At 58.9% G+C, this 19,322-nt stretch carries 10 protein-coding genes and 1 tRNA gene; 9 read left to right on the forward strand and 2 right to left on the reverse strand.

Annotated features, from left to right (window positions below):
* The first annotated feature begins 149 nt into the window (after positions 1–149).
* The 4 genes from pgsA to PVZ78_RS18645 all read left to right on the forward strand — a co-directional run bounded on the left by pgsA (position 150) and on the right by PVZ78_RS18645 (position 9,027).
* Positions 150–710 carry a CDP-diacylglycerol--glycerol-3-phosphate 3-phosphatidyltransferase gene (pgsA, locus tag PVZ78_RS18630; RefSeq protein ID WP_009049612.1) on the forward strand — a complete coding sequence of 187 codons (561 nt, stop codon included), beginning with the start codon at positions 150–152 and terminating at the stop codon, positions 708–710.
* A 63-nt stretch (positions 711–773) separates the two neighbouring features.
* Positions 774–849: transfer RNA gene (locus PVZ78_RS18635), tRNA-Gly, on the forward strand.
* Positions 850–1,313: 464 nt separating this feature from the next.
* Positions 1,314–7,943: a DUF3320 domain-containing protein gene (locus PVZ78_RS18640; protein WP_273829056.1), complete on the forward strand. Its 6,630-nt coding sequence runs from the start codon at positions 1,314–1,316 to the stop codon at positions 7,941–7,943.
* Positions 7,944–8,034: 91 nt separating this feature from the next.
* A complete protein-coding gene (locus tag PVZ78_RS18645; RefSeq protein ID WP_337960405.1) occupies positions 8,035–9,027 on the forward strand; it encodes a hypothetical protein in 993 nt (330 codons plus the stop codon).
* Positions 9,028–9,366: 339 nt separating this feature from the next.
* Here the strand turns inward: PVZ78_RS18645 and PVZ78_RS18650 are convergent.
* Positions 9,367–10,508 (reverse strand): IS3 family transposase gene (locus tag PVZ78_RS18650; protein ID WP_273829058.1). Its coding sequence is split into 2 segments (ribosomal slippage): positions 9,367–10,244 and positions 10,244–10,508, totalling 1,143 coding nucleotides; the frame shifts between segments, so codons are not numbered across the junction.
* A 279-nt stretch (positions 10,509–10,787) separates the two neighbouring features.
* On the opposite strand from PVZ78_RS18650, the gene PVZ78_RS18655 reads away from it, so the two are divergent.
* From PVZ78_RS18655 to PVZ78_RS18675, 5 genes are all read left to right on the forward strand, one after another.
* On the forward strand, positions 10,788–11,621 hold the full coding sequence (locus tag PVZ78_RS18655; RefSeq protein WP_273829059.1) for an oxidoreductase: 834 nt from the start codon (positions 10,788–10,790) through the stop codon (positions 11,619–11,621).
* 22 nt (positions 11,622–11,643) lie between these two features.
* On the forward strand, positions 11,644–12,582 hold the full coding sequence (locus tag PVZ78_RS18660; protein ID WP_273829060.1) for an AraC family transcriptional regulator: 939 nt from the start codon (positions 11,644–11,646) through the stop codon (positions 12,580–12,582).
* Between the two features lie 78 nt (positions 12,583–12,660).
* Positions 12,661–12,918 carry a hypothetical protein gene (locus PVZ78_RS18665; protein ID WP_135006745.1) on the forward strand — a complete coding sequence of 86 codons (258 nt, stop codon included), beginning with the start codon at positions 12,661–12,663 and terminating at the stop codon, positions 12,916–12,918.
* A gap of 495 nt (positions 12,919–13,413) precedes the next feature.
* Positions 13,414–14,736 carry a C4-dicarboxylate transporter DctA gene (gene dctA / locus PVZ78_RS18670; protein WP_016703088.1) on the forward strand — a complete coding sequence of 441 codons (1,323 nt, stop codon included), beginning with the start codon at positions 13,414–13,416 and terminating at the stop codon, positions 14,734–14,736.
* Positions 14,737–14,995: 259 nt separating this feature from the next.
* The gene (locus PVZ78_RS18675) at positions 14,996–17,875 is read left to right on the forward strand and encodes an ATP-binding protein (protein WP_273829061.1); all 2,880 of its coding nucleotides are present in this window, start codon (positions 14,996–14,998) and stop codon (positions 17,873–17,875) included.
* A 92-nt stretch (positions 17,876–17,967) separates the two neighbouring features.
* On the opposite strand, the gene PVZ78_RS18680 is transcribed toward PVZ78_RS18675, so the two are convergent.
* Positions 17,968–19,080, reverse strand: a complete 1,113-nt coding sequence (locus PVZ78_RS18680; protein WP_273829062.1) for an alkene reductase — start codon at positions 19,078–19,080, stop codon at positions 17,968–17,970.
* Positions 19,081–19,322: the final 242 nt, after the last annotated feature.

The raw sequence follows: 19,322 nt of genomic DNA on the forward strand, positions 1-19,322 counted from the left end.
AGGCCCCGGGAAGTTGCGCTTTCGAGGGGTTCAACGTGTTGGAACAGTGTTAGACACGCTGTGCGAGAAGCCCGTAGAATGGCCGTGCCTAGCTCATCTGCTGTCTTTTTCGAGTAGATTGCCAACTCACCTCGTAGCCAGTTGTGCCGATGAATATCCCTAATCTGATCACCGTTCTACGCGTTCTGCTCATCCCGATCTTCATTTTGCTGTTTTACCTGCCTTACAACTGGAGCTACATGGCCGCCAGTTCCGTCTTCGCGTTTGCCGCGGCCACTGACTGGCTCGATGGCTACCTGGCGCGGCGTCTGGAGCAAAGCACACCGTTCGGGGCCTTCCTCGATCCGGTGGCCGATAAGTTGATGGTGGCGGTGGCCCTGGTACTGCTGGTGCAAGAGCACGGCAACCTGTGGCTGACCCTGCCGGCGGCGGTGATCATCGGACGTGAAATCGTCGTTTCCGCCCTCCGCGAGTGGATGGCCGAACTGGGTGCCCGCGCGCAAGTAGCGGTATCCAACATGGGCAAATGGAAAACCGCCGCGCAGATGCTGGCGCTGGTGATCCTGCTGGCCAACCCGCCGGCCTTCACTTTCTGGGTGCTGCTGGGTTATGCCCTGTTGCTGATCGCAGGAGGGCTGACCCTGTGGTCCATGCTGCAGTACCTGCGCGCTGCCTGGCCGCATCTGAAGACCGATGTGGAAAAGAAATAAAACTTTTTTGAATCAAGGGGTTGACGCCGTTTCGAATTTCTATAGAATGCACACCACCAAGACGCGGGAATAGCTCAGTTGGTAGAGCACGACCTTGCCAAGGTCGGGGTCGCGAGTTCGAGTCTCGTTTCCCGCTCCAAACATAGCGCTACAGAGTTCCACTTAACTCTGCAGCGATCGAAAAAAGGACCTTCGGGTCCTTTTTTCGTTTGTGCGGTATTCCACTGACGTCGGCTGCGTTCCAGCAGTATCCAGTGGTTTTAAGTGCATTTCTCTGTCTGTTTTCCGTCACCCCTTGGTTCAAGACTCGTTTGGACGTAGCAGCCTTGGCATGACGTGACTTTTTACTAGAGCGGATTTTGAGGCAGGGCGCTTTTCCCTCGATAGCCTACGACGATCTTGCTTAGTTGTTCCGAGGCTTTTTGCTTCTTTCCCTTTTGCCGCGCTGGAGCGGACCTGACTCGCGGAAGCGGAGATCGGCGACTAAAGGCCCATTACGGCTGTGAGCAGACAGGCTATCATCTCGCCATCAGCTCAAGCGGGGCCCAATTGACCGGGCAGTCGCCTGCACTCCCTTGGGCATTACGACAAGGATAGTTGCGTATGGACGACATCGTTCAGTCTGTCACTCCCCTCGAAGAACAGCCAAAAGAGATTAAGATCCTCGCCACTTTAGTGGCGAAGCTGAACCTCGCAGATTTCCAGAACGCCATCCCGGTGATTCGAGAGCTTCGTATTTCGAATGAGACGAGTTATCGCTTCGTCAGCGCCACCCTCACACTTACTTCATCTCCTGAGATATTCAAGTCGAAGGTTTGGCGAATTGATGAGATCGCTCCTGACACCTTTCGAGTAATACCAGGCCTTGATCTGGTTCTGGACGGTCCTCTGTTGACCCGTCTGACAGAAGCCGAGATGTCCACCTTCACGTTTGTTCTTGAGGTCGATGACAAGGAAGCTGAGGGTGGCCGGAGGGAAGTTGCTCGGCTTGAGCAAATTGTCGATCTTCTTCCCAGGAATCAATGGGGCGGCCTCAGGCATATCCCAGATATGACCGCTGCTTTCGTCCAACCCAATGACGCAGCCGTAGAGCGTCTGCTTAAACAGGCCGCTGAGCTGCTTCGCCTGAGCGATAAGTCATCTGCCCTCAATGGTTATGAAGGTGGTCCCAAGCGTGCCTGGCAGTTGGCTTCGGCAGTCTGGGGGGCAGTGGCACGGATGAAGCTGGACTATGCATTACCGCCAGCGAGCTTCGAACAGTCAGGGCAGAAGGTTCGCAGTCCCAGTCAAATTGCCGATTCCGGCTTGGCCACTTGCCTAGACCTCACTCTGCTCTTCTGTGCGGCATTGGAGCAAGTTGGCCTCAACCCGGTTATTGTCTTCACCCGTGGGCATGCCTTCGCAGGTTTGTGGCTCAAGCCTGAAGAGTTCACGACTACGTTAGTGGATGACGTCACTGCCGTGCGTAAACGTGTGAAACTCCAGGAGCTTGTGCTGTTTGAGACCACGCTGATTACTCACAGTCCAATACCACCATTTTCGTACGCAGTAGAGCAGGGCAGCAAACAGATAGCTGAAGACACCGAAAGCGACTTTGAAATGCTGTTGGATATTCGTCGCGCTCGTTTGCAACGCATCAAGCCGCTAGCCAGTTCAGAGGCGCAGATAGCGCGTGCAGCTATTGCTGAGTCAGATGAAAACTCATTATTGTTGGTCGAGGAAGGCCTCGACATTTCGGACGATAACGGAGAGGTTCAGGTTGAGGATCTGTCCAAGCTTGACCCGGCAGATCGCCTAGGTCGGTGGCAGCGCAAACTCCTAGATCTTTCACTCCGAAACAACTTGCTCAACTTCAAAATGGGTAAGCGGGCGCTGAAACTTGAGTCTCCTGATCCAGGAGCGCTGGAGGACATTCTCTCCAGTGGACAGGCATTGAAACTGTTGACCAGGCCTGATCTCATGGATGGAGCAGACCCGCGCGAGCGTGCGCTCTATGAGCAGCGCGAACGAGAGGATGTTCGTCGCCGTCATGCTGAGGATGCCCTGAAACGCAAAGAGGTGTTTGTGGCACTGACTGCCACGGAGATGGATGTTCGACTTACCGAACTCTATCGAAGCGCTCGAACCGCGTTACAGGAAGGCGGTTCCAACACCTTGTTTCTGGCCATCGGTTTCCTGAGCTGGACGCGAGAGGATAGGGCTGGCCAGAAGTATCGAGCGCCCTTGGTCTTAGTACCAGTAACCCTGGAGCGCAAGAGCGCTCGTTCCGGTTTCACCATGGTGCTGCATGATGACGAACCACGCTTTAACCCGACGCTGATTGAGATGTTGCGTCAGGACTTCGAGCTTGGTCTTGGATCGCTAGAGCACGAGCTGCCGCGGGATGATTCGGGCCTGGACATCGCAGGCATCTGGAAAAAGGTCGGTCATGCGATCAAGGACATCGCTGGATGGGAACTGAGTGAGGACGTCGTGCTCTCGATGTTCTCTTTCGCCAAGTATCTCATGTGGAAAGATCTTGCCGAGAACGCAGAACACCTTCGGCAGAGTCCTGTTGTCCAGCACCTGCTCGATACGCCGCGAGATTCGTTCATCTCCGACACTCCTTTCCCCGAAGCTGAGTCGCTGGATCGCGACTATGGCCCAACCGATGTGTTCTGCCCGCTGCCATCGGACTCATCCCAGCTTGCTGCAGTGATGGGCGCAGCAAAGGGTAAGGACTTCGTTCTTATAGGTCCGCCGGGTACCGGTAAAAGTCAGACAATTTCCAACATGATCGCTCAGTCGATAGCACAGGGGCGGCGTGTACTTTTTGTGTCAGAGAAAATTGCAGCTCTGGATGTTGTATATAGGCGTCTACGTGAGATTGGCCTCGGTGAGTTTTGCCTCGAGCTTCATTCCAGTAAGGCTCGAAAGACTGATGTTCTGGCTCAATTGCAGTCCGCTTGGGAAGCGAAGGGGCAGGTCGACTCTGCTGCGTGGGAAGTGGAAGCGCAGCGACTCGCCTCGCTTCGAGATGGCCTCAATATTTATGTCGAGCGTCTGCACCGCCGGCATCGCAACGGTTACTCAATTTACGATGCGATTGGTGTGGTTACATCAGGTACTGATGAGCCAGTAGCTCCACTCGGCTGGGCATCCCCTGAGGTACATGACCAGAAAGCCATGCTTGAGCTCCGAGAGCTGGGCGACCGTCTTGAGGTTAATGCTCAAGACGTGGGTTATGGTCAGTTAACTGGCAACGCCTTGTCGGCTGTTGGCCAGGCGGAGTGGTCGCCTTATTGGCAGCAGCAATTCGTACAGGCGGCCCGTGATGTACTTCCCGCTGTCCTTGAAACACAGCGATCTGCCGATCGCTTCGTCGAGTTGTCCGGACTGCCTGCTACGGCATACACACCTTCTACCCTTGAGGGGCTGTCGATACTCTCGCAAGTGCTACCTACGGCTGCCGGCCAGGATTGGCGCTTCGCTTTGCGGCCAGATGCCCGCTCATTGTCTCAGCGGCTGAGTGACGGTTGCGCCTGGGTCGAACAGCATCGTGACATCAATGCCAGGCTCTCACCTATTTGGTCTTCCCGCGTTGTTTCTGAAGTCAAACGTGGTATCGACCTTCTGAAGCAACGTCGCGCGACCTTTGCAGAGCTGGGCCCAGCCTGGCCGCAAACCGTCACAGAGGTACTCCATCAAGCGTTGGAGATGCTGAGTCGGATTGACGGTCTCAAGCAGCAGCTAACAGTTAAATATGGAGACGCAATTGAGGCTCTAGATGTAGAGCTCCTGCAGCGCGAGTGGAAAGAAGCAGAGGAGGCTTTCTGGCCTAAGTCTTGGTTCGGCAAGCGCAGGATTACCGGAGTAATGACCTCGACTCAGACCGCCACCGATGAAGCAGATATTGGTAAGGATCTCACCACATGGACTGAGATCCGCTCGGTACGCAGAGCGATTGATGAACTGGAACCGGGTCATGAGTGCGTTGCTGTTTGGCAAGGTGCGAAATCCGAAGCGGCCCACCTCGCAGCGGCAATCAAACTACAGGAGGCCATCAGGCATCAGAAAGATGATGCCACTTGGGTGGATGAGGAGTTCCAGCTGATTGAGCAAGGTCACCTTGGTGAAGCTTTGAAGGCAGAGCTCGCCCGGCTGCGTACCATCACTCGTTTCGACATTGATCTCGGCGAGCTGGCAGATCTGAGTGCTGATACTGCTGAACTTTGGAAAGGCCTGCACTCCGACACCGAGTTGCTGGCTGCAGCGCTACGCTTCCAAGCTGAACGACGTGACATTGAGGAGCGTGGCCGTCTGGTTGATGATCACCCTCAAGTGGAGGAAGGGGGCTGCGGATCCTCTTTGAAAGGCGACCTCGAGTTACTGAAACAAAGGTCGGCGATTGAACGAGAGCTGTCGGAACTGGTCGACCTGCGTGAAGTTATTCCACTCTGGAACGATTTGAAGACAAAGGTCGAGCCTGCTCGACAGGCGATTGAGTTCCAGGGCCGGCTGGCCATCGCGATTGCCAAACTAGCGCTCAATCCTGAGCAAGTCGCTGGCTATAAATCGCCGCTTCACACTCTGCTGGGGGATGGCAACGCATTACTAGAGCCAGAGGGTGCCATTGCTATTGCGGGCGTCAGTCTTCGCGAGAAGCTTGAGCAGTTAGGCGGCCGGTCAGAACACTTGATGGCAGTAGGGCACTTCACTGAGTCGGGTATCAACGAAGCAGTTGATCTGGGGCTGAGTGAGCTCAAGCAAAACTGCGAAATTGTTGTCTCGTCCGAATCACGACTCAAAGCATGGTGTGCCTGGCGGAAAGTTCGCGACGAGGCATATGCCGTTGGCTTGGCACCGATTGTTCAAGCGATGGAAACCGGTGCTATCTCCTCAGGCAAAGTCCGTCGCGTGCTGGAAGTTAACTATGCTCGCTGGTGGCTGAACACCACGGTGGACAACGAGGAAGTGATCCGGACATTCGTCAGCGTCGAGCACGAGCAGCGCATTCGCGATTTCCGGACATTGGATGATAAGTTCACAGAGTTGACCAAGGATTGGCTTCGTGCTCGTTTGTGCGCGGATCTTCCAAGCCAAGACAGCGTGAGTCGTTCTTCGGAATGGGGGCTGTTGCGTCACGAGATGGGCAAGAAGACGAAGCACATCCCATTGCGCGAGCTAATGAATCGTGCACCGGAGGCGCTGACCAAGCTGACGCCGTGCTTGCTGATGAGTCCGCTATCCATCGCCCAATACCTGCCTCCCGCTTCCAGTCCATTTGACCTCGTGATCTTCGATGAGGCCTCTCAGATTCCTGTTTGGGACGCTATCGGTGCAATGGCTCGAGGGCGTCAGGTGGTGATGGTAGGTGATCCCAAGCAACTTCCTCCGACGTCCTTCTTTGACCGAGCTGAGTCGACGGCTGATGACGAGGATGTTGAGGCTGATTTGGAGAGCATCCTGGACGAGTGTATTAGTGCGAATCTCCCAATGCGTAATCTCAACTGGCACTACCGTAGTCGTCATGAAAGCCTGATCGCCTTCTCGAATCAGCGCTACTACCAGTCTAAGTTGGTGACCTTCCCGTCGCCGTTTACAGCTGATAAAGCGGTAAGGCTTTGCTCAGTTGCGGGTGTCTATGACAAAGGCGGGTCGAGAACAAACTTGATTGAAGCACGAGCTTTGGTTGCCGATCTGATCACTCGTCTTCAGTCACCAACGTTCCGTGAAAGCAGACGGACCCTGGGGGTTGTAACCTTCAATGGCGAGCAGCAGAAACTCATCATGGACATGCTGGATGAGGCATGCCGAAAGGATCCTTCGCTGGACTCTTACTTCTCTGAGTCCGAGCTTGAACCAGTGTTTGTCAAGAACCTGGAAAGCGTTCAGGGTGATGAGCGAGACATCATCTACTTTTCGACCACGTACGGGAAAGATGCTGCGGGCGTTCTGTCCATGAACTTCGGGCCGATGAACCGTCCCGGTGGCGAGCGTCGCTTGAACGTAGCCATCACTCGCGCCCGTCAGGAGCTGGTGGTGTTCTCTACCTTACGTCCAGAGCACATTGATCTGGCTCGCACACAGGCGCTAGGTGTGCGTGACTTGAAACACTTCCTGGAATTCGCTGAGCGTGGTCCTCGAGCCCTGGCGGAGGCGAATTTTGGGAGTGTTGGTGGCTTTGATAGTCCGTTCGAGGAAGCAGTCGCAGCCGCGCTTGCAAAGAAGGGCTGGCAAGTACACACGCAGATTGGCGTATCTTCGTTCCGTATTGACTTGGGTATCGTTCATCCAGACGCACCTGGTCGGTTCCTTGCTGGAGTGGAGTGTGATGGCGCCACCTATCACCGTAGTGCCACAGCTCGAGATCGTGACAAGCTCCGTGAATTCGTGCTGCGGGGGTTGGGTTGGGAGATCGTACGGATTTGGTCAACGGATTGGTGGGTTGATGCCGTCGGGACGGCTGAGAAGGTTCATCAGCGCTTGAATGAAATCCTGGCTGAATCGCGTGCCAAGCAGGCGGTCATTGATGCTGCGCAAGAGGCAGAGCGACTGAAAATAGACGCAGCTGTTGCCAAGGTCATTGAGGTTGTAGATCAGGTAAGTATTGTAATGGCGGAAGAGACCACCCCCGTTGCCAATGACCTTGAAGGCGCACTACCGGAGTTGAAATATGCCAAGGCGGCGACATTGAGCGTTGCTGAAGAAGTGGTTGCGTTTACCCCTGTGCAGAATTATCCGCTATACAGGGAAACAGACCCAAGCCAAGCAGTCGAAGGTGTCGATCCAGATCGTTTCTTTGATCCGAGCTACACGCCCACGCTGGAGCAGATGATTGCTTACGTGGTGTCTGAAGAAGGGCCGGTACTGGACACTGAGCTAGCGAGGCGTATTGCTCGGGCACATGGTTGGGTTCGCACGGGCTCACGTATACGTGATCGCGTTGATCAGATCGCTCGTGCGCGGTTCAGATCGCACGAGGAAGAGCAGATTGGGTCCTTTTTCTGGCCTGCTCATCTCGAAACAGACAACAGTGTCGTGTTCCGTAGAGCGGGTGACGATGACTCCACTCGAGGGCTTGCTGAGATTTGCCTTCCAGAGTTGTCTGCTCTCGCTGAAGAGATGGCTCTAAGAGGCCATGAGGGCGAAACGTTGGTCTATGCAGTTGCTAAAGAGGCGGGTGTTAGCAAACTTGCTCATGCAGGCCGATTGAGGATCGAGAAAGCGATTCGCCAAAAACGCGAATACTAATAGCACTCATTGTAAGAGGGGGCGCGCTGCGAGGGGCCCCTCCATTTGCCTGATCAAACTAGGGAGAGTAGAGATGGGGTGGAAAGGGACTGTGCGTTCACTGCAGGCATCAGCACGACGAGCTGAGCGCAACGCTCATCGTCGGCAGCGTGAACTGGAGCGGCAAAGCAAAGAGTTCTCTCGCATGGAGGCTCTTGAGCAAGCAGCGCACGAAGTTGAGGTGTATGAAAATCACCTTGAGGTTCTCCTCTCCATGCACAAGGAATGTGGCGAGCCCATCAAATGGAAGCAACTTCTCTCCAAGCCCGAGCCTAAGAAACCTCAGAAGAACGGCACGTTCGAGCAAGCTGCTATACATGCCAGCGCAACCTATCGACCGAATTTCTGGGCTCGCCTGTTCAAGTTGGATACTCGTCAGCGAGAAGCACTTGTCATAAAGATCGGGACTGCCCAGATGGAGGACGAGAATCGGTACCAAGCAGAGTTGGAAGAGTGGAAAGTCGCTCACTCTGATTGGGCGGAGGAGCGAGATCTCGCCAAGCGTATCCTGGAGAATGATCGTCAGGCGAAGCTTGATGCCATCGAAGCGTTCGAGCCCTTCGCAGAAATCTCACATCTCGGATCAGCCATTCAGATGATTGTCCATGAAAGCGGCATCCTGGAGGCCCAGTTGTCGATTCATGGTTCCCACGTGATTCCGACGGAGGTCAAATCCCTGCTTAAGAGTGGCAAGCTGTCGACCAAGACCATGCCCTTAGGCCGGTTTAACGAACTTCACCAAGACTATGTCTGCAGCTGCGCTTTGCGTGTGGGGCGCGAACTTCTGGCAATCCTGCCGGACGATTTGGTGATCGTTACTGCATTGGACAACGTGCTCAATAGCTCAACGGGCCACATGGAGGAGCAGCCAGTCCTCAGCGTGGCGTTCTCTCGTTCCACTATTGATACTCTCAACGTGGAGGCTATTGACCCTTCCGATGCCATGAAAAACTTCGTGCACAACATGACGTTTAAAAAGACGGCTGGTTTCTCCCCGGTGAGTGCTCTCGAGTCGGGGCGGTTTGCCACGAGGGTTATTTCGTAGCCTCCAACTGCTAGTGCGAGAGCCGACCTTTCTTGGGGGGCAACATAGAGTAGGGGTTAGGTTCTTACTCTATGTTGCCCCTTTTGTTTTGAGGTATGGATGTCTTCATGACGGAGAGGGATGAAACAGATGTATTGCTTACTAGTTGTTGCTGGTCGGCCCGCGATAAAGAGTCACTATGCTGCTAACTGCTTCCTGTCACCCCGAACTTAGGCGGTGCTGCTTGGGTTGATTCAGTTTTGGGTTGGGCCCTTCCATTCGTTCTCTGTTTGAACTGTTTTTCAGGGAGACGTACAGCCAACTGGACTTGCCCCTATCAAACCGGACACCGGCACCCCGTTAAGTTGATGCCTCAGCCAGGCGCCTGAACTCCCGAGGTGAGCGGTAGTTCAGTGCGCTGTGCGGATGTTCCTCGTTGTAATGCTCGAAGGCGATGGTCAGGTTACGCAGGGCCGTCGCTCGATCGGGCTTGGGCATGTGACGGATGTAGTCACGCTTCATAGTCTTCACGAAGCTCTCCGCCATGCCGTTGCTCTGCGGGCTGCACACCGGAGTTGTCAGGGGCAGCAGGCCGATCTGCCGGGCAAAGCCCCGGGTCTGTCCAGCGGTATAGGCCGAGCCGTTATCGCTCAGCCATTGCACCGGCGATGTCGGTAGCTGGTCACCAAAGCGTTGCTCGATAGCTTCCAGCATCACATCTCGAACATCGTCGCCACTGTAGCCATTTGGGCTGGCCACCCAACTGATGGCCTCACGGTCGCAGCAATCCAGAGCGAAGGTTACACGCAGTTTTTCGCCGTCCTCGCAGCGAAACTCGAAGCCATCCGAACACCAGCGGGTGTTGCTCGTGTCCACCGCGACGCGACCTTCATGACGCCGCGCCACCCCCGGCTGCTTGCGCCGGCGCTCCAGCAACAGGTCGTGGTCTCGCATGACGCGGTATACCCGCTTCACGTTGATCGGTGGCTGGGCCTGCTGCTCATGCTGTCGACGCAAAAGGCCCCAGACCCGGCGATAGCCATAGCTGGGCAATGCGCCGACGGCCTGCTTGATCCGCTCGACCAGGGCCGCATCGTTGAGCGTCCGGCGACGACGCGGCTGCGCCCCCGGAGTGGGCTGTTTGAGCCGAGCCGTCAATTGCGAGCGCGCCACACCGAGACTCTCACTGACCGCTTTCACTGGTCGTCCCCCGGCAACAAGGGTGAGTGCGCAATCCATTTTCGCGAGCGGGCGATCTCCACCGCTTCCTTGAGGATTTCAGCCTCCATGGTCTTCTTGCCCAGCATCCGTTGCAGTTCGCGGATCTGCTTGAGGGCATCGGCCAGCTCGGAAGCAGGCACCACCGCTTCACCGGCACTGACTGCCGAAAGGCTGCCGTCCTGGTAGAGCTTGCGCCAGTGGAACAGTTGGTTGGGATTGATGCCGTTGCGCCGGGCCACCACCGAGACGCTTTGCCCAGGCTCCAGGCTCTGGCGCACCATGGTTAATTTCTCCTCGCCGCTCCTGGCCGAGCACTTCGATGCTTTTGTCTTTGCTGGTAGTCATAAACACAGTCGTTTGCCTATCCCTTATGGTAAGGGGGAAACGGTGTCCTGTGTTTCAAGGGGCTCGTTCACCAACACATGTTGTGTGGTTAAACGCGTACCCACTTAACTACTGGCCCTGATAGGAATAGGCAATGCTCAAAGACAAACCGGCATAGGTGACCGGGTTTTCCCTGGATAGCATGGCCGCCTCGTCCCTCTCTATCGGAGCTCGCCATGAACAGCATAAAAACCCTATTTATCACGGGTGTCAGCAGCGGCTTTGGCAATGCGCTGGCGCGGGAAGCGCTTGCCGCGGGGCATCGGGTTATCGGCACTGTGCGCAATGAAGCGGCCTTGCAGGCGTTTCAGGCGCTTTCCGTGGATCGTGCCCATGGGGTGATTCTGGATGTCACTGACTTCGAGCGGATCGACAGCCTGGTCGCGGCTGTCGAAGCCGCTCATGGCCCGGTCGATGTCTTGGTCAACAACGCCGGCTACGGTCATGAGGGCATCTTCGAAGAGTCGCCGCTGGAGGAGCTGCGTCGCCAGTTCGACGTCAATGTGTTCGGCGCGGTCGCGGTCACCAAGGCGTTCCTGCCTTATTTTCGCAAGCGGCGTGCCGGCCACATTCTCAATATCACCTCCATGGGCGGCACCATCACCATGCCGGGTATCGCCTACTACTGCGGGAGCAAGTTTGCGCTCGAAGGCATCTCCGATACGCTGAGCAAAGAATTGCGGCCGTTCAATATCTTCGTGACCGCCGTGGCGCCAGGCTCGTTTCGCACGGACTGGGCCGGTCGTTCGATGCAGCGCACTCCACGGAGCATTGCCGACTATGACGCCAGTTTCGACCCGGTGCGCAAAGCCCGCGAAGAGAAAAGCGGCAAACAGCCCGGCGACCCGCGCAAAGCCGCGCAAGCGATGCTGCAGGTCATCGCCAGTCCGGCGCCACCCGCACACCTGCTGCTGGGCAGCGATGCCTTGAGCCTGGTGCGTTCCAGACTGGAGCAGGCGGCCAATGAGATCGATCAATGGGAAGCGCTGAGCCGTTCGACCGATGGTTGAACGGTCAGCCAAGGGGCCGTCAATGAATCAGGCCGACTCACAGACCTCGCGCATGGTGCAACTGATGGAAAAGCTGGCGCCGATCGAGGGCTACAACCTCAGCGCGCTGGAGGATATCCGCTTCCTGCGTTCGAACCGGCCCCTGACCCGTACCCCGGTTTTGTATGACCCGGGCATCGTCATCCTGTGCCAAGGGTGCAAGCGTGGCTATCTGGGGGATGACGTCTACGTCTATGACGCCCAGCATTACCTGGTGGTGTCGGTCCCAGTGCCGTTCACCATGGAGACCGAAGCCAGCGAGGCAGAGCCCATGCTGGCGGTCTACATGCGTCTCGACTTGCAGGTGGCCAGCGAGTTGATGCTGCAAGTGGATGAAGCCCTCGGGCCCAGCGACGCCCAGCCCAAGGGGATGTATGCCTCGCCGATGGACGATCTGCTGCGCGCCTCGACACTGCGTTTTCTCGAGGCGATGAGTACTCCAGGTGATGCGCAGATACTCGGGCCGTCGCTGGTGCGGGAAATCTATTACCGCATCCTGACGGGCGAGCAGGGCGGCTCGATGCGTGTCGCGCTCAATCGCCAGGGGCACTTCGGCAAGGTCACTCGCGCGATCCGCAAGATCCACAGTTGCTACCAGGAGCGCCTGGACGTGGAGTCCCTGGCCCGGGAAGCGAGCATGAGCGTGCCCAGCTTTCACCTGCACTTTCGCAGCGTGACGAACGCCTCTCCGATGCAGTACCTGAAGTCGACGCGCTTGCACCAGGCGCGACTGCTGATGCTGCGCAACGCCATGAGCGCTTCGACGGCGGCCTTCAACGTAGGCTACGAAAGCGCCTCGCAATTCAGCCGCGAGTTCAAACGCTTCTTCGGCCGAACGCCCCAGGCGGAGATCGAATGGATGAAGGCGACCTATGCGTTGCCTGCGCCGTCTACGCCATCTGTCTATGTCTCGTCGCATTAGTTTTCGCACCTGCCTGAGCAAGTCTGTGGCGCGCGTTTTGCTTCGCGCTTGAACCTCACCCCACAGGAGTTCAGCGATATGGATTCGAAGCGCTCTACGCAACAACCTTCGGATGGTGCCCCAGGCCTGGTGGCGGGCAGCGTTATTGGCGGTCGGCCTACATCACCGCCAGGTTATCGCCCGCTGCTGGAGGGCGAGGTGATTCAACCGACCGATGAGGCCGGCAACGACCCTCGGTCCTGGACGCCCGTGCCCAGCCATTGGGTCAGCCAGGTGCATTGCCTGGCGGTGTACGGTCAGGTACGTCGGCCGACAACCCGCCAGGGTTGTTGCTAACCTGCCGCCAGCGACGCTGGCCGCCGCCGGGATACCTGCTGCAAGCTGGATCGGGTCTCGATGAAGGGGCTCATCCATCTGCCATCCTTGTTGCCGAGCAGTCCTGCTCACGGCTTGAACTCCCCATTTCAGAGCGTTCGTGCACGCTTCCATGGCCCGGGCGGCGGGGGAGATTGCGCTGTCTTGAGGCATGGGCCTCCACCTGCGCACGATTGCGAGTCTGGAGAAAACTGACGAGTCGCACAGCTTCCTTGGCTGGTCAGACCTGTAAGACCTTGTTTTTCGATCGGTAAATGATAAATCCATGATTTTCCGCGGGAAGTGGCATGGGGGCTGCTATGCACGATGCATTCTTCAAGCGGCTTCGCTGTGGTTCGGCCACCCGATATTCAACCGGGCAGACGTCGACCTGAGTCGCTGAAGAGGGGGCAGTCCGCGGGTCGACAGCGTTGTCGACCCGCCAGGGACTCGGTTGATTCTTGACGGAGAAACATCATGAACCACGACTCAAATGCTGCGAGCGCAGTCAAACCACCGGCCAGGGCCTGGTATGGATCACTCTTTTCGCAGGTGTTGCTGGCCCTGTTGCTGGGGATTGTGCTCGGCGTACTGGTGCCTGATTTCGCGGTAAAGCTGAAAGTGCTCAGCGACGGTTTTCTCAAGCTGATTTCGATGATCGTCGCACCCATCGTCTTTTGTGTGGTGGTGCACGGGATCGCCGGTACGGGCGACCTGAAAAACGTCGGGCGGGTAGGGGGCGTGGCGCTGATCTACTTCGAGATCATGACCACCATCGCCCTGGCTCTCGGCATCCTGCTGGCGTTCGTGTTCGGGCCCGGGCATGGCATGAACATCGACACCACGACCCTGGATGCCGGGGCCATGAGCAGTTATTCGGAGAATGCCCACAAGCTCCAGGGCAGCGGCATCGGTTCGTTCATCCTGAACATCATTCCCACCACTTCAATCGATGCATTGGCCCGCAACGATGTATTGCAGGTGCTGTTCTTTGCCTTGCTGTTCGGCATCAGCCTGGCATTGGTGGGGGGTAAAAGTGCGGAGCGCGTGACCTCGTTCATCGACGATATTTCCAAGGTGCTGTTCAAGGCCATGGGGCTGATCGTGCGGCTGGCGCCCTTGGGCGTGCTAGGGGCGGTGGCCTACACCGTTGGCAAGTACGGTGTCGGTTCGATGAAGCAGCTGATTTCCCTGGTCGTGCTGTTCTACGCCTCGATCCTGATCTTCGTGTTCGTGATCCTGGGGGCGGTGTTGCGTTATGCCGGGATCAACGTGTTCAAGTTCATTGCCTACCTGCGCGAGGAACTGACCATCGTCCTGGCCACCGCCTCCTCGGACTCGGTGCTACCGCAGATCATGCGCAAGCTGGAAGTCCTGGGCGTAAAAAAATCGGTGGTGGGGCTGGTGGTGCCCACCGGCTATTCGTTCAACCTCGATGCCTTCTCGATCTACCTGACCCTGGCGGTGGTCTTCATTGCCCAGGCCACCAATACCCCCTTGTCGATAGGTGACCTGCTGCTGGTGCTCGGGGTGTCGCTCGTGACCTCCAAGGGCGCGCACGGCGTGCCGGGCTCGGCCATCGTGATCCTGGCGGCGACCCTGAGCGCAGTCCCCAGCATTCCGGTGATCGGCCTGGTGCTGGTGTTGTCGATCGACTGGTTTATCGGCATGGCACGCGCGGCGGGCAACCTGATTGGCAATTGCGTGGCCACCGTGGTGGTGGCCGATAAGGTCGGCGACCTGGACCGCGAACAGGCTCAACGGGTATTGAACAACCGTCAGCAATACGAGTTGTCCTGAGGCCATGAGCTTGCGGCGGGGGGCTGTGCCTTGACGGCGCAGCCTCTCGCAATGGGGGGGACTGCAATGCCGCGGCTATCGTGTATGACAGAAAACAAACGCAGCCGTACCCGCTGTCTGCTGGTTTCTATGTCGCTGCGCGCCACTAAGGCCTAAAATTCCCGGCAAATACCCAAGACTGTCGACGACTTCCCAGGGGCTGCCTGCCGGGTCGCGTCCGCCGCCCCAGGTTTCGCAAGTACCTCAAGGAAGGTTCCCCATGCTACTGAGGTCCCTCGCAGCTATTGGCATTCTGTTGCTGGGTTTTCTTTCACCGATATTTCCGGTTCATGCGCAAGACATCACGTTGTCCGGTCGCATGACCACAAGCAGTCACCCCTGGCTGGACGCCAAGGCGCGGCAGTGGCTGGAGGGGCGAGGGCCGCTCAGGGTCGGGGTGGTGCTTCTCGATTATCCGCCCCTGTCGGTGTTCTATGGCGATCGCTACCAGGGCATCACCGCCGACTACCTGGCCCTGATGTTCGAACGGCCGCCCCAGGTGCGCGCCTACTCGTCGCGGGCATCCGCACTGGCGGCCTTGCGCAGTGACGAGATCGACCTGCTGGGCGCGGGCAGCGACGTTGAAGGCCGGGAAAATGGCCTGCTGCTCAGCGAGGCCTACCTGCCCGACCGCCCGGTGCTGGTGACGTCGCAGGCCCAGCCCTTCGACCCCAACCAGGCCGGTACCGTGCTGGGAATGACCGTTGGCTATCTTCAGGAACAGGCGGTACGGGAGGCCTACCCCCATAGCCAGGTGGAGTTTTTCGATTCGCCTCAACGCGCGCTCGAAGCGCTGGTGCTGGGGGACGTCGACGCGGTGTTGGGGGATGCCCTGTCCTCGCATTACCTGATGCAAACCCATTACCTGCTGGGCCTGCGCATCGACAACTTCGCTCCCGTCGACAGCCAGGGCTTCCGCTTCCTGCTGCGTCCGGGAGACGAGACGCTGAGGGGCATCATCGACCGGGCGATACCGAGGATATCCAGGCGCTATGGGGAAGACATCCTGCGCAGCTGGAGCGCCGGCCGCCGCTTGAGCATCGACGAAGCGCGCGTGAAGCTGACGCCCGCGGAACAGCGCTGGCTGGACAGCCACCCGCAGGTCCCCGTGGCCATCAATTACTCGCTCGGGGCGCTGGGCGAGCTGGGACGGGACCGCAGCGTCACCGGCATTGGCCGCGACTACCTGGAATTGATCAGCCAGCGCAGTGGCCTGAAGTTCGCCTACCTGGGCACGCCAAACACCCTCGAAACCAACAGGCTCATCGCCGAGGGGCGCGCGCTTCTGACCCCGGCCATGCCTCAGTCCGAGCTGTTCGAGACGCCACTGGATGTCTTGTCGCCGTACCTGCGCAGCTCCACCGTATTGATGACCGCGACCAGTGCTGGTCGTCACGCCGGCCGGCGTTTCACCGGGCTTGCCGATCTGAATGGGAAGACCCTGGCGACGGGTGAGGGCTACTTTTTCATCGATACGATAAGACGCGACTATCCGGCGATTCAGCTCAAGGTATACCCCACGTTCCTCGAGGCCATGCGCTCGGTCGATTCGGGGCAGAGCGAGGTGTACCTGAGCAGCGACTACACCGGTCGCTATCTATCGGCCCAGTATTTCGACAATCGCATCCAGGTCACCGGGATCCTGCAGAACATCTCCACGCCCATCGGCATCGGGGTGGCGAAGCACCAGCCGGAGTTGCGCAGCATCCTGGAGAAGGCGCAGCTGGCAATCACGCCGGAAGAGGTCGCGGACATAGTCCAGGCCTGGGCGCCGCGCTTCGCCAGGGGCGGGAGCGACTTCTGGCGCGACCATCGCGACAAGATTCTCCAGCTGGGCGGCCTCTTCGCGACCCTGATCGCCATCTCGCTGATCTGGGCGTTCTACCTGCGACGCCAGGTCCGCAGGACCCGGGCCGCCGAGGAGCGCGCCGAGGCCGCCAACCAGGCCAAGAGTGTCTTCCTGTCGACGATGAGCCATGAGATACGCACGCCGCTGAACGCGATCATCGGCATGCAGGAGCTCGCGCTGTTGCGGGCGAAACAGGGGGAGGCCGACAGCGTATCCCTGTCCGTGGCCCAGGAAGCGGCCCAGGGGCTTCTGTCGCTGCTGGGCAATGTGCTGGATATTGCTCGCATCGAGTCCGGAAAGATCGATTCGTTTCCTGAGCCGGTGCTCATCAACCAGCAGATCGAAGGCGTCGCCTCGGTTGTCACTGGCATGGCGCGACAAAAAGGCCTCACCCTGGACGTCAAGGTCGAAGGCGATCTGCAGGCATGGGTGCTGCTGGACCCGCTGCATTTCAAGCAGGTGCTGTTCAACCTGCTCAGCAACGCCATCAAGTTCACCGAGCGCGGAGGCGTCATCCTCCAGGCCCGCACCCGTCGTGAAGGGCACAGCTTGCGCCTGGACCTCGATGTCATCGACACGGGCATCGGCATTGGCGCCGAAGACATGGACAAGCTGTTCAAACCCTTCTCCCAGGTGGGCGTGCCAGGCGCGGGGCAGGCGTCCGGAAGCGGCCTGGGGCTGAACATCAGCCGCCGCCTGGTGCAATTGATGGGGGGCCAGATCAAGCCGCGTAGCGAACCTGGCAAAGGATCCTGCTTCAGCCTCGAATTGAGCCTGCCCATCTGTGACCCTCCAGCCGCTGTCGAGGGCGAAGCGGCGCAGCAGGACCCGACCGATTCTGCCGAAGTGCCTCCGTTGTCCATCTTGCTGGCCGAAGATAATGCCTTCAATCGCGTGACCCTCAACACCCAGCTGGAAACCCTGGGGCATCGAGTGGTGGTCGCGGAAGATGGGCAGGAGGCCTTCAAGCGCTGGCTGAGCGCGGACTTCGACATCGTGCTCACGGATGGCATGATGCCGAGGATGGACGGCTTCGAACTCGCCAGGCGGATCCGCTGGGAGGAATCCCACAGCAGCCTGCCACGCTGTCGCATCATTGCCCTGACGGCCAGTATCGAGGCGAGTGCGGTGGAGCGATGCATGGCCGCCGGGATGGACCAGATTCTGTTCAAGCCCGCGACACTGGAAACGCTGCGGCAGGCTATCGCGTCCGGCCCGGCGGGCGGAACCGGCCCCGAGGAACCCCGATAAGCCGAAGCGGCCCTTTGCACGCCGGGTATCGGCCGCCCCCGCAAGCGCGGCCGATTCGATAAGCCCGGGAGCGGGGTTACCGGGATCGCTCCTTATGGATGAACGGGGTAGTCGGTGTATCCACGCTGGTCGCCGCCAAAGAAGGTGCTTGGGTCGGGGGCATTCAGCGCCAGCCCGTCGCGGATCCGCCGGGGCAGGTCGGGGTTGGCCAGGAAGGGGCGACCAAAGGCAATCAGGTCGGCGCGGTTGGCGGCCAGGGCCTGCTCCGCCGATTGCGGATCGTAGCCGCCGGCGAGCATCAGCACGCCGTTCCACTCCGTGCGCAGTTGTCCGATGATCGCGTCCCAGTGCGGGTCGAAGTTCTCGTCCTTGACGGTGCCGACCACGGCCGGTTCCACAAGGTGCAGATAGGCCAGGGGCCAGCGGTTCAGGGCGCGGACGATATGGCCGAAAGTGGCCTCGGGCGTTGCGTCGCCCATGCCCATGAAGCGCCCCATGGGGGTAAGGCGTACCGCCACGCGTTCGGCGCCCACTTCATCGGCGACGGCTGCCACGACTTCCAGCAACAGCCGGGCGCGATTTTCCACGCTGCCGCCGTACTGGTCCGTGCGCTGGTTGCTGTTGCTGTTGATGAACTGGTCGAGCAGGTAGCCGTTGCCCGCGTGGATTTCCACGCCGTCCATGCCGGCTTTCAGGGCGTTGCGCGCCGCGCGCCGATAGTCGTCGACGATCTGGGCGATCTCCGCCACTTGCAGGGCGCGCGGCACCGGCACATCGCCCCAGACGCCGTTGCCCTCGTCGTCGACGATAAAGGTCTTGCCTGGAACCGGCAGGGCGCTGGGCGCCACCGGCAGGGCGTTGTCGGGCTGGAAGCTCGGGTGAGAGACACGCCCCACATGCCACAGCTGCATGAAAATCAGCCCGCCGGCTTCGTGCACTTGGCTGCTCACCTGACGCCAGGCCGCCACCTGGGCATCGCTGTAGATCCCCGGGGTCCAGGCGTAGCCCTGGCCCTGGCGGGAAATCTGCGTGGCCTCGGTAACGATCAGCGCGGCACTCGCGCGCTGCCGGTAATACTCGGCGTTCATGGCGGTCGGCAGGTCGCCCGGCTGGCCGGCGCGGGAGCGGGTCAGGGGGGCCATGGCCACGCGGTGAGCCAGGGTGTAGGGGCCGACCGCAAGGGGTTGGAACAGGTGCTGGGTCATGGGTATTTCCTTATGAGGGCATCGATCGGGATGCCGTGGGTGCTCAGGCGGACGGTGCCTGGTTGAACAACAGGTGATTGCCGGTTTGCGTGTCTTTGTTGGGTACTAACCTAATCCGCCGGGCCGTGGCTGATAATCCAGCCGCCGCTCTACGCTGCATTGCGTGAAACGCAACGCCCTGAAGGGCAACGGATGCATGGCGCGGCGAGCGGGCGCCGACGGTGAGCGCGGCGATTGGCCCG

The organism is Pseudomonas sp. SBT1-2 (genome assembly GCF_028640875.1).
Classification (GTDB): domain Bacteria; phylum Pseudomonadota; class Gammaproteobacteria; order Pseudomonadales; family Pseudomonadaceae; genus Aquipseudomonas; species Aquipseudomonas chlororaphis_I.